This window comes from Ancylomarina salipaludis (assembly GCF_004122035.1).
Classification (GTDB): domain Bacteria; phylum Bacteroidota; class Bacteroidia; order Bacteroidales; family Marinifilaceae; genus Ancylomarina; species Ancylomarina salipaludis.
This window is the reverse complement of the sequence record NZ_SAXA01000008.1, coordinates 1-12627: the sequence shown is the minus strand read 5'-3', so window position 1 is coordinate 12627 and position 12627 is coordinate 1. Positions and strand designations below refer to the sequence as shown.

At 33.1% G+C, this 12627-nt stretch carries 10 protein-coding genes; 8 read left to right on the top strand and 2 right to left on the bottom strand.

Going from position 1 to position 12627, the window contains the following annotated elements; all coding sequences use genetic code 11:
• The first annotated feature begins 71 nt into the window (after positions 1-71).
• From EO244_RS09775 to EO244_RS09740, 8 genes are all read left to right on the top strand, one after another.
• A complete protein-coding gene (locus EO244_RS09775; RefSeq protein WP_129254494.1) occupies positions 72-722 on the top strand; it encodes an MBL fold metallo-hydrolase in 651 nt (216 codons plus the stop codon).
• Positions 723-918: 196 nt separating this feature from the next.
• Complete coding sequence (locus EO244_RS09770; RefSeq protein WP_129254493.1) at positions 919-1890, top strand: glycosyltransferase family 2 protein; 972 nt, start codon at positions 919-921, stop codon at positions 1888-1890.
• Entirely contained in the window at positions 1890-2951 is a 1062-nt protein-coding gene (locus EO244_RS09765; RefSeq protein ID WP_129254492.1) for an EpsG family protein, read from the top strand. The genes EO244_RS09770 and EO244_RS09765 overlap by 1 nt, the downstream gene beginning before the upstream one ends.
• Before the next feature lie 108 nt (positions 2952-3059).
• Positions 3060-3932 (top strand): ATP-grasp fold amidoligase family protein, encoded by an 873-nt coding sequence (locus EO244_RS09760; RefSeq protein ID WP_129254491.1) that lies wholly within the window; start codon positions 3060-3062, stop codon positions 3930-3932.
• Between the two features lie 364 nt (positions 3933-4296).
• Positions 4297-5430, top strand: a complete 1134-nt coding sequence (locus tag EO244_RS09755; RefSeq protein WP_129254490.1) for a glycosyltransferase family 4 protein — start codon at positions 4297-4299, stop codon at positions 5428-5430.
• A 124-nt stretch (positions 5431-5554) separates the two neighbouring features.
• Positions 5555-6499: an NAD-dependent epimerase/dehydratase family protein gene (locus tag EO244_RS09750; protein WP_129254489.1), complete on the top strand. Its 945-nt coding sequence runs from the start codon at positions 5555-5557 to the stop codon at positions 6497-6499.
• Between the two features lie 45 nt (positions 6500-6544).
• On the top strand, positions 6545-7765 hold the full coding sequence (locus tag EO244_RS09745) for a polysaccharide biosynthesis protein (RefSeq protein ID WP_129254488.1): 1221 nt from the start codon (positions 6545-6547) through the stop codon (positions 7763-7765).
• Between the two features lie 74 nt (positions 7766-7839).
• Complete coding sequence (locus EO244_RS09740; protein ID WP_129254487.1) at positions 7840-8520, top strand: sugar transferase; 681 nt, start codon at positions 7840-7842, stop codon at positions 8518-8520.
• Positions 8521-8723: 203 nt separating this feature from the next.
• Here EO244_RS09740 and EO244_RS16935 read toward each other — a convergent pair whose 3' ends face one another.
• Both EO244_RS16935 and EO244_RS09735 read right to left on the bottom strand, forming a co-directional pair.
• Positions 8724-8873, bottom strand: coding sequence for a hypothetical protein (locus tag EO244_RS16935; protein WP_164977459.1), 150 nt, complete (start codon positions 8871-8873; stop codon positions 8724-8726).
• 689 nt (positions 8874-9562) lie between these two features.
• Positions 9563-10477, bottom strand: coding sequence for a carboxypeptidase-like regulatory domain-containing protein (locus tag EO244_RS09735; protein WP_129254486.1), 915 nt, complete (start codon positions 10475-10477; stop codon positions 9563-9565).
• Between the last annotated feature and the right edge of the window lie 2150 nt (positions 10478-12627).

The following is a 12627-nucleotide window of genomic DNA, read 5'->3' as shown; positions in this document are numbered from 1 at the left end:
AGAAAAATTACTGACAAAAATTATTTTAGAATAGATAGTTCTTTGTGTATTAAATATATGTAATAAGCATAATGCAAATTAAAAAGTTCATAAATAGTATATTCTCGTCAAACACTTACCTAATATTTAAAAGGGAAGAAAAAGATGTTTGGCTCGTTGACCCGGGTGATAGTAGTCAGATATTGAAATGGATTAAGGAGAATAAAAAATCGTTAAAAGGAATATTGTTAACACATTCTCATTTCGATCATATTTATGGTGTTAATGACTTTTATGCTAGATTTCCTGATTTAAAGTTATATGCTTCAAAATATGCAAGTGAAGGCTTATTCTCAGCTAAAATAAATGGATCTCTTTATAAGGAGATCCCTTTTGTTGTTAACAAACAAGATATTACTATAATAAAAGAAGGTGATTCTATTCCTATATGGGAGAATATTTCAGTAAATATTTTTGAAACACCAGGGCATAGTCTTGATAGTTTATCTTTTCAAGTAGAGAAGAATTTATTTACAGGAGATGCATTAATTCCTGGAATAAAAGTTTTTACTAGATCTAAGTATGGTAATAAAGAACTGGCTCAAAATTCAATTACGAGAATATATACTGCTTTTGAGAATGATATAATGATATGGCCAGGACACAATTTACCATCTCTAAAATCAGATATTAATTTCGATATTGCATTAGGTAAAAAGAATAGTGTCACTTTGTGCATTTAATTGTTAAGGATTTCTAGTAATTATGTTGTTTATGACAAGGAGATCTAAACGAGAAAAAGAATACTTAAATTCTTACTGGGCAGATGTTTTTAATTTTATTAAAACTTAGATCATAAATCCTTATGATAGTCTATATATAGTATTGAGATGCTCTTTTTTTTAAATATTCACAATAATATTAATAATAATAAGTGAAATGTTAGTTAGTGTACATTGTATTACATATAATCATGCTCCATTTATTGAGCAGTGTATTAAAGGGGTTTTGATGCAGAAGACTAATTTTAAGTTCGAATTTGTAATAGGAGAGGATTGCAGTACAGATGGAACTAGAGATATTATAAGGACCTATGCAGAGAAATATCCTCAAATCAAATTGATCATTTCGGAAGTAAATGTTGGTGGAAGTGAAAATTCAAAAAGAACCCATGAGGCTTGTACTGGTAAATATATTGCTTTTTGTGAGGGTGATGACTACTGGATTGATCCATATAAACTGCAAAAGCAGGTAGATTTTTTAGAGGCTAATGAGGATTATGGTCTTGTCTATACAGATAATTATGAACAATCTGGATGTAATTCAGTTTTAAAGCCAAAAATTCATTCTCGTAAATTAGAGGGAAGTGTTTTTGAAGATTTATTTTTTTTTGGCTCAATAACTACACCCACAGTATTAGTTAGAGCAAGCATTTTAAACCAGGTTCGTCCTATAATACAGAAGGCCGCAACTAATCGAAAATGGATAATGGGGGACTTCCCTTTATGGTTAGGAATATCTAGAATATCAAAAATAAAATACATTTCTGATAAAACCACCGTTTATAGAATACTACCTGAATCAGCTAGCCATTCTCAAAATAAAATGGTGACGATAAGATTTTATGAATGTTCTTTTGACATTAGGAGCTTTTTTATAGAAAAATATAATTTGACTCATTTACAAAGTCGAGTTTATGAAAACCATATAAGTAGAGCTTATTTGTTTTCCTTGTTACATAACTTACCATGTATCATAGACTACAAGTCCAAGGTTTTAAAATTTAGACCTAAGACACGTAAAGGTGCATTTATTAGGTTTATTGCAAATAACCAATTATTAGAGACTTTCTCTTCCAACTTTTTAAGTAATAAATATATATATGACTTTTTGAGGAGGAGGAGAAATTAATGAATGATACACAACTGTACACCCAAGGTTTTTATTATATATTATTAATATTAGCGGTAGTTTATTATTTCATTGTTAATCATGGTGTGGTGTATAAAAGCAATGTATATAAATTTATTTCATTTGTATTAGTCACTTTTTTTATTGTTTATTGGGGAAGTCGAGATATAGATCTAGGAACAGATTCTGCTAATTACATATCATATTTTAATATGTATAAAATTAGCCCTAGTTTTTTTTCAGCTCGTGAAATGGTAAATCTCGATTTAATATTTGCGGGTCTTTTATATGTGACATCAAATTTAGCGTCTCTCGAAGTTTTTAATTTGATTCTTTCTTGCATAACGATTTCTTGTTTTCTCTTTTTTTCAATACACTTTTCTAAATATTTAAATTCTAAAACGGGTGTGTTTTTATTGTTAATGTTTGCTTCACTGCAAGGTTTTTCAAATATCCAATGTAATATTATTAGGAATGGTTTAGCTCTTTCATTTTTTCTTGTTTTTCAATTTTTCTATGTTACAGAGCGATACAAGAAAAGTTTAATATTTGCCTTGTTGGCGATTTTTTCGCACTATTCAGTTTTAATATTTATTGCTATTTCAATTGTTGCAAAGAACATCAAATTAAAAGACATTCATATATATATCATAGTAGGTTTGTCTTCTTTTTTGAGCTTTATGGGCATGGGTTTGCATTCTATTACGTTCATTTCTAGAATAAACAATGTTAAGATTGATAGGTATTTTAATAATATTACGTCATTGTATAAAGTAGGTTTTCGTTTAGATTTCCTGGTATATAATTTATTTTTTCTTATGTTATTTATGTATTTTAAGAAAAAAAATAGTCAGTATGAATTTTTTCTTAATTACTATGTGATTACTACTGTTCTTTTTATATTGTGGTTTAATATTCCGTATTCTGACCGTATTGGTTTATATTGCTGGTTTACTATACCTATCTTACTATTTGTGACCTTATCTGAGCGAAAGAACTCAACTAGTTATTTGTTTTTAGCTACAATTTTTCTGTTGGTAGTGAACTATTTTATTATTTAAATGTATTTTTTATGGAATAAAAGAAGTCAAAGGCAAATTGGCAATTTGATATTGATTAAATGTAGATTGGGATATTTGTAATGTAAAATTAATAATAGTATACAAAGAATGAAATTAACAAAAAATATAAAAAACTTGTTTGCAACAATATTATTTATCTTTCCAGACAGGTTATTTTGTACCATCACATTTCTATTAAAGAATAGAAGATTACCTGATTTAAACAAACCGGTGTATTTTAATGATAAGTTATTGTGGTTGAAATTAAACCGTAGAGATCCTATCCAGAATGTAATCGTTGATAAATTTGCTGTAAGAAATTATATAAAAGAAAAAATTGGAGAAGAATATTTAATCCCATTAATTGGGCTTTATAATAATTTCGAGGGAATAAATTTTGACGAATTGCCCAATAAATTTGTTTTAAAAATTACTAACGGCTCTCAGAATAATATTGTTTGTACAGATAAAAGTGAATTGGACTGGATAAAAGTCTCAAATCAAGTAAATAAATGGTTGAATATTAATTATTATAAGCGTACCAGAGAATGGCAATATAAGGATGTAAAAGCGCAAATAATAATTGAACATTATTTGGATGATCCATCAGGTGATTTGTGTGATTACAAATTTTATTGTTTTAATGGGGAACCAAAATTTATTCAGATTGATTCAGCTCGATTTGCTAGTCACAAAAGAGATTTCTATAATATCGATTTTAATGAAAAGCTTAAGTATAAAATGACTTATCCAAACTCTGATTCACAGTTGATAAAACCGGATAACTATAAGCAAATGGTTTCCATTGCTAAACGGTTAAGTAATAACTTTGAATACCTTAGAGTTGATTTGTATAATGTAAAAGGGAAGGTCTACTTTGGTGAGTTAACGTTATATCCTGATAATTGTAATGGAAGAATTGAATCTAAACTGAGTGAGTATGAAATTGGCTCTTTATTGATTTTGAACGAATTGAATTAATAAAAAATAGCTTTGTTTTTTTTGAGATCATTATGAGAATTGGCATTCTATTAAATGCCTCATGGTATATATATAATTTTAAAGAGAACTCAATCGTGGAGAAACGTGAAAGTAACAAGCATAGGAATACGATTGTTGCAGAGATAGTTCATCTATTCGAGGCAAGCAATTTCATTGTGAATATGGCAAAAAATAAAAAAGTAATGATCGAATATTTACATAATTGTATTGGAAAACAATGGTGTATTACTAATTTGTATGTAGAAGTAGTGTGCTAAAGAATTTTGAACTGTAGCTCGAAATGCAAATACCGAACCATGAATGTAATTTGCATCTTGAGTTATAATTATTAGGATCTAATAAAATGAAAAAAAAAATATTTATTGTGGTTAATGTCGATTGGTTTTTTTTATCACATCGTTTACCAATTGCTTTAGCAGCCCAAGAAAATGGATTTGACGTTACTATTATTACAAAGGATAGTGGCAGACGATCGGAAATTGAAGAGCATGGCTTAAAATTTTGTGATATGCCTTTCGAAAGGTCTGTGTTTAATCCGATAAATGAGTATCTTCTTTACTTGAGATTAAAAAAAATGTACAAAAAGGAAAAACCTGATATTGTACATCATGTTACTTTAAAACCAATGATATTGGGTAGTTTGGCGGCTAAATGCAATCCGAATATTTCAATTGTAAATGCCGTGAGTGGTTTAGGTATTTTATTTTCTAGTGAAGGATCTAAATTAAAGCGAGTTTTAGTTTTAAAATTGTTGAGGAAAGCTTTTGATTTAAAAAATAAAGTTCGTGTTATTTTTCAAAATCATGAAGATAAATCTATATTTCTTGATGCAAATTTGATTGAAAAAAATCAAGCGGTGTTTATTAAGGGCTCTGGTGTAAATCTTGAAGAGTTTTCTTATGTGCCTACTAAAATAGATAAGAAGAGAAGGGTTTTTATGGCAGCTCGACTCTTGTATCCTAAAGGGTTTCATGAATTCTTTTTAGCGGCACAGCATATCAAATCTAAAGAGGAATTTAAAGATGTTGATTTTATTATTGCTGGAGGCTTAGATGATATAAATCCCTCGGCAATTCAAGAATCTACAATTAAGCAATGGGAAGAAACTGGTAGTATCAAGTGGATTGGTTTTTCCAAAGATATGAAGAAAGATATTGCGCTGTCTGATGTTGTTGTCTTTCCTTCATATTATGGTGAAGGTGTGCCGAAATTTTTAATTGAAACCTGTGCGATAGGACGACCAATTATAACAACCAATCATGCTGGGTGTAGAGACTGTGTGGAACATGGCAGAAATGGTTATTTAGTTCCATCTAAAGACCATCTTGAAATGGCTGAATATTTGATGAATTTATTACGAGATCCTCAATTATGTGAAGATTTTGGTCTTCACTCAAGGTTGAAAGCTGAAAATGAATTTAGTATAGAATTGGTGACCGGTATACATATGAAGATATATCAAGAACTATCCAATTGATTGATTGATTGATTGATTGATTGATTGATTGATTGATTGATTAGAACAATCGTAATTGTTTATAATCAAATATTATAGTGGTGATTAGGATTCGCTTTATTATAAAAAGAAGAAATTTGGTTTAATGAATAAAAACATACTAATAACAGGAATTTCCGGTTTTGTAGGTCAGAATCTTGTTAAATATTTTTCATCATATGAGATTTATACCTTATATGGACTTGACATTGTTTATGATGATATATCAGGGGTTGATAAAATATATTCTTGGGATCAACTTGAAGATCTTAAAGATATTGATGTTGTCATCCATTTGGCAGGTAAGGCTCATGATCTGAAGAATACTTCTGATGAAAAATCATATTTTGATGTTAATTATGGCTTGACTAAGAAGGTTTTTGATTGGTATCATAAATCTTCAGCAACTCAATTTTTAATGATGAGTTCTGTAAAGGCTGTAGCAGATATTGTTTCTGGTGAGTTAACAGAAGAGTTTCTTCCGAATCCAATTACAGCTTATGGGAAATCAAAAATAAAGGCAGAAGACTATTTAAATTCAATTGTCTTACCCGAAAATAAGAATTTATATATTTTCAGACCAGCCATGATTCATGGTCCTGGTAATAAAGGGAATCTAAATTTACTTTATAATCTTGTGTCTAAGGGTATTCCTTGGCCTCTAGCATCTTTTGAGAATAAGCGTTCTTTTGTTTCAGTGGCAAATCTTTGTTTTATTTTTAAATCATTTATTGACCGAGATATTAACTCTGGAACTTACAACATTGCTGATGAAAAATGGCTATCAACGAATAAGCTCATTGAGATCATTTCTCAAGGGGTGGGGCGAAAACCACGCTTGTGGTATTTCCCTAAAAGTGTTGTCATATTTATGGCTAAATTGGGTGACGTTTTACATTTACCATTAAATACAGAACGCTTGAATAAATTAACGGAAGATTATGTCGTTTCGACAACGAAACTGCAAGCTGTACTGGGAGTTAACCTACCACATGATGCAGAAGTAGGTATTAAAAATACCATTAGTAGTTTTAGTGATAAGACTATTTGATATTTTGGAAATTAATTGAATAGAAAAGAATATAAATTTTAAGTTATGAGTATAAATACCAATATTGATTCATTTATCAATACCCATGTCACAGGTAGAGAGGTCAGTTTATTAAGTGAAGATTTTACTAAATATAGCAGCGAATTATCATCACGAATTGATGGGAAAAAAGTTTTGGTTATCGGTGGTGCTGGAACAATTGGTTCTTCTTATATTAAAGCCATTTTAAAATTCAATATTAGCAAGCTTGTTGTTGTTGATATCAATGAAAATGGCTTGACCGAATTGGTAAGAGACCTGAGAAGTTCTACCGAGTATAATATTCCTGAGGATTTCATTACTTACCCCATTAATTTTGGAGATCGTGTTTTCGAAAAATTATTCAGAAACCTGGCTCCATTTGATATTGTAGCCAACTTCGCAGCACACAAGCATGTACGTAGTGAGAAAGATATTTTCTCAGTAGAGGCCATGATTGAGAACAATGTTTTAAAAGCAAGAAAATTGCTTGATCTTTTAATTGAATTCCCACCGGAACACTTCTTTTGTGTTTCTACGGATAAGGCTGCCAATCCTGTGAATATTATGGGAGCCAGCAAGAAGTTGATGGAAGAATTAATTATGGCTTATTCTTCTCAAATTCCAATTAAAACAGCTCGTTTTGCAAATGTGGCTTTTTCAAATGGTAGCCTTCCTTTAGGTTTTTTAGATCGTTTGAATAAACGTCAGCCATGGTCGTGCCCACTTGGTATTCGTCGTTTCTTTGTTTCTCCACAGGAGTCTGGAGAACTTTGTTTAATGGCATCCATTATGGGGGAATCTGGAGATATCTTTTTTCCTAAATTAGATGATGTAAAGGACATGATTCCTTTCGATCGAATTGCAAAAGATTTGTTAGCACATTTGGGTATGGAAGCTGATATTTGTGAGACTGAAGATGAGGCCAAGAGAAAAGCTGAATTATTAAATGCTGATTTCAAAAAATACCCAATTTACTTTTTCGGTTCAGATACCTGTGGCGAGAAATCTTTTGAAGAGTTTTATACTGAGAAAGAAGTGTTGGATTTGGATTCATTTGTTGAGTTAGGTGTTATTAAAAATTCTGTAAAGAGAGACTTAAAAGAAATCGATTCTATTTTCGATAATTTGGAGCAACTTTTTTCTCAGGATAATGTTGAGAAATCAGATATTGTTAAAGTTTTAACGAAGTATTTACCAAATTTCGAACACATTGAGACGGGTAAGCATCTTGACCAAAAAATGTAGAAAACCTGTAAGCGTACGACGAAGTCGTTCCTGACAGTGTTTAAAACAAAGATAATTAACGAAATAAATTAAAAATGTACAAACATTTTTTTAAAAGAATAATAGACTTTACTGCGTCCTTAATCGCCATTTTAATCTTGTCACCCATTTTAATTCCTGTAGTAATAGGTCTACTCTTAACAGGAGAGCATTATGTTTTTTATTTTCAAAAGCGGATAGGGTATAAGAATCAATATTTTAATATTTGGAAGTTTGCGACCATGCTGAAAGATAGTCCTAATTTAGGAACAGGCTTGCATACAACAAAGAGAGATCCACGAATATTACCTATGGGAGGTTTTTTGCGACAAACTAAAATTAACGAATTGCCTCAGTTATTCAATATCTTTTTTGGTAGTATGAGTATTGTTGGTCCTCGTCCTTTAGTTGATAAAACCTTTGAGCCTTATCCACAACATGTAAAGGATGTGATCTATAATGTCAAGCCTGGCTTAACAGGAATTGGCTCCATTGTTTTTAGAGATGAAGAGCAATTACTATCTGAAACCAAAATGCCATTAGATCAGTATTATAAACTCCATATCTCACCTTATAAAGGAGAATTGGAGTTATGGTATCAAAAACATCAATCTTTTTATACGGATATGATGATTATATTTTTAACGGCTTGGGTTATTGTTTCGCCAAAAAGTGATTTGGTTCACAAGATTTTTAAAGATTTACCACCACTACCAGCGGTGTTTATAACTCAATAAAATAAAAATGGTGAAAATCAATCAGATTTTCACCTTTTTTTTATGCTTATAAGTGTATTTGCAAAAACGAATCCCTAGCGCTTTAAAGAAATAAAAAAAGCCTGAAAGTCTCCATACAACTTTCAGGCTTTCTGAGAACCAACAATTGATAGTACCCGCATAGATTTGGGAAGCCCCATGTTAACTTTAACTTTATTCCTTTTCTATGCTTCCAATACCAGATCCACTAGTTTAGAGGCATTTTCACTATCGCCCTGGTTGAGGACGCGTTCAGCCAATTGCACAATTTGCGAAATAGTGGGGTTGTTTTCAATTTCCTTTGCAATGTCCTGTGGTAGGTTTCCGAGTTCCATTTTATACTGTTTTTTTGCTTAGAATTTCTGCTTGTCCTTAGCAATGATCATGCCAAAGCGGTTCATGGAAAGCTAATTTAGTCCTTGGTTGTTTAGTTATGCAAATGTAAAATAAAAAGGGGAGGGGCTGGCTTGTCAAATCTGTCAAGTTAGAGTGAAGGTCAAAAAGGTTAAAGGATAAAGTGGAGTGCGACAACCGAAAACTGACAACAGTCTGCATTTTGATTGCGCTCATGCTCCATTAATTATTGTCTAATAACCAGTGACAAATATTTCCCTAAAATTAGTGTGAATTTACTCATAGGCTCGTTAACATGTTAGTGAAAATGAGTGGTTAACTGTTTTTTTTATTGCTATCTTGGTCTACTTGACTTGTGTTTTATCTGCATTTCGACAGGCTCAATGCCCGCTTCTATCAAGCTTTCCCCTTTTAGGGGAACTGAAGGGGTGCTTGAACTGAGTTCACGATCTCGACGAAGTTAATTAGTGAGAATTAGTGGTTAAATTTTTTTTATTGACTCTTCCGACCTTTTGCTTTTCTTCCATAAAAATGGTACTCTCAAACCAGTTGAGAGCACCATTATCAAAGCTAATCCCTATCCATTGATCATTCACTATTGACCCGTGACTATTGTCGATTCTCATGAATGACCTTTGGACTTTTCCCCCGAGACTTCGGGGTTTTGACCTTACTGACTTTCCTCCGCCTCCATCTCAATTTCCAGCACATTGGTTTCACCATAGCGATGGACCAGCTGCATGCTGATACTCTTATAGGTCACCGCTTCAACCCTCATATTAAAAGTGCCGGGTTCCACCGATGGTATCCGGAAGCCTCCTTTTCCACCCGTACATTGATGATCGATATTCGCTTCAGGAATAAGAATATGTGCCTGTGCGACGGGTTGTTTGGTCTGTTTGTCCAGTATATGCCCCGTAATGGCGATCTTTTTGTATCCCACCTTTTCGATATCTCTGGCTTCTACATAGGCCTTGTAAAGTTCGGGATCGTCAAGCTCAAACATCGATTTCATCACCCGGTCCAAACGGTATCTCAGGATATTGATGATTTCTAAAGAGATGGTGCCGAGTTCATTATTGGCAATTTTGGATATACTTTGCAGTTCCTTGGGTTTAGGAATCAGCGTCTTATAAGCCTCAGTTAAGCTTTTAAGTTCCGTCAGCATGTCCTCAGTCACTCCGGTATCTACCAATTTCTCTCCCAATCCCTCGCAATAGTCTATTGTTAATGCCAATCTCGAAATGAGCCGTTCATCTCCGTATTGCGCATAGGTTATTTTACTGCCTTTGAAGTTGGGCAAGTCGTCTAAATTATTGATTTTGATACAATAATTATAAATCAGTTGATTCACACGGCCCAGCTGTTCGGCAACCTTGTCTTTCTTGTTCTTTTTGGAGAGCGTTGTTCCCTTATAATTCTTTTCCCGAATGGCCCAGGCCGTTTCAAAATTGAGCTTTAGACCCAGAATGAGAGCAATTAGCTCCTTAACTACAGGGATCGCATCGAGTTTCACCTGATAGAGTTCTGTAAAATCACTAAATCGTCTCAACATTTCTCTGATATTCATATATTTCTTTTTCATATCATTATAATTTTAAATTTGTAATGTTTTAAATACAATTGATCGTTCTTGTGAAAGACATTTAAAGCCTGCTGCCTTACCCTCTTGTTGTTTTTATGAAGCGAATTAAGAAGTCGTGGGCATTTCTATCTAGGTACGCAAGCTTTAAAGTCTTTTAATCAGATGTGTTTCATAGGCAGTTTATTTTAGCGTTTATGAAAGTTGCTGTATTTGTATTTTTTTATTTGATCACATTCGCCTGCCCGATACCTTGGGGCTTGCGAAAGAAACTAATTGAGATTCTTTTTTTGTAAGTGTTTATCCGTCCTTGTCTAAGAGTTTGGCAATCTGACAGCCTAATTATCTAGTAGTTTAACAGTTGGAGAAAACAAACCAGTACCTAATGAGCATTGACCGAAAACTGAATGAACTTTACATTTTTTTCACTTTATCCCTTAACCTTTATCCTTTTTTATCCACCGTAGCAGTTTATCTGCGAAGGAGGATACTGATCTCCCCAATCGATCTGACTCACGTTCAGATTGGACTGACGCATTCACCCAACTGCACTGGCTGATAGTCTGGTTTAACTTACTCATGTACCTAATCGGACTAAGTCTTGTTCTGATCGGGTTTGCTGATTCACCCAATCACACTGTCTGATAGTCTAGTTGGACTTACTCATGTACCCAATTGGGCTGACACTTGTTCCGGTTGGACTTGTTCATCCACCTAGTCGGACTGACTCTTGTTTCAATCGGACTTATTCATCCACCTAATTGGACCGATTCAACTTCTTTTTTAATGAACTGTGCTTGTTTTTTTTATGCTTTTATTTGCTTTAAGTTTTGTTTATATGCTATTGTCAATCAGCTGTAAGAGATTTATCGCATGTTTATACCATACGCACCGAGTCTAAAGAGGGGAGTGTATAGACGGGCAATTAATAAATAGCCAGCCCATAAAGAATTGGGATAATCCAATTTTTATTTTGAGGAAAATAATAAGTTCTGAATTTTCGTAAGGAACTTATTGTGACGACATTGATTCGCTTTATAAAATTATAAGTAAATTTAATGAATTATTTCTTTAATAAAAAAATCTTTTTGCTTAGATCCTAAATTTAAGTGTCTTAGTCATGTAAATGTAACGTTTCGTCACAGTCTATAGCCTTGTTAATAAGATGACTAATAATTGACAATAAAGGTTAAAAGGGAAGAAGAGTCAAAAAGTTTAATAGTCGAAAAGTCACAACCAAGCACTTACCATTAACAACCGATAGGCGATCGCATCCATAAAAGCTTTAGCGAAGATGGAAACTGATAAAAGCTCTTTTAGCATGAGATAGCTTCGTCATACCTCCTCGCTAAGACAGTAAGTCATGAAGCTTTCTCTTTAATTAGTGTTCATTAGTGAAAATGGTGGTTAAACGTTGTTTATTAATATCCTGATCAAATTTAGTTGTGTTTTGTATGCATTTCGGCAAGCTCAATGCCCGCTTCTATCAAGCTTTCCCCTTTTAGGGGAACTTAAGGGGTGCCTGAACTGAGTTCACGATCTCGACGAAGTCCATCGAAGGGGGGGAGAGCCAAGCTTAGTACTTGACGGAGTCCATTAGTAGTTGTTTTTTTTTAATCTGTGTTCATCTGTGATAATCCGTGGTTAAAATTATTTTCTTGATAGAACCACCTCCCCCGATCACGATCGGGTACTCCTCCTTGGAAAGGATGAGAATTTATTACTGATGATTTCCGCAAGCTAAGGCTTTCCCCTTTTGAGCAAATTCAGTTGTGTTTTATATGCATTTCGGCAGGCTCAATGCCCGCTTCTATCAAGCTTTCCCCTTTTAGGGGAACTGAAGGGGTGTTTGAACTGATTTATGAACTCAATGAAGCCCATTTACATATTTGTGGTTAAAAAAGGCCTAAGGTCAGATGTGTTGACAACCAATAATTTCACAAGGCAAAATTCCCCCTTCAGGGGGATTAAGGGGGTATTAAAAACCACCTCCCCCGATCATCCCGAAAAACATCGGGACGGGTACTGGACTTGCAACAAAAATGTGGACAATAAGTTAAGTCATGCCGCTCTCTTGTCATTATTTAATAGCCTTCCATATTCTAAAGGAGATAAATAATTTAAAGAAGAATGTCTTCTACATGTATTGTACC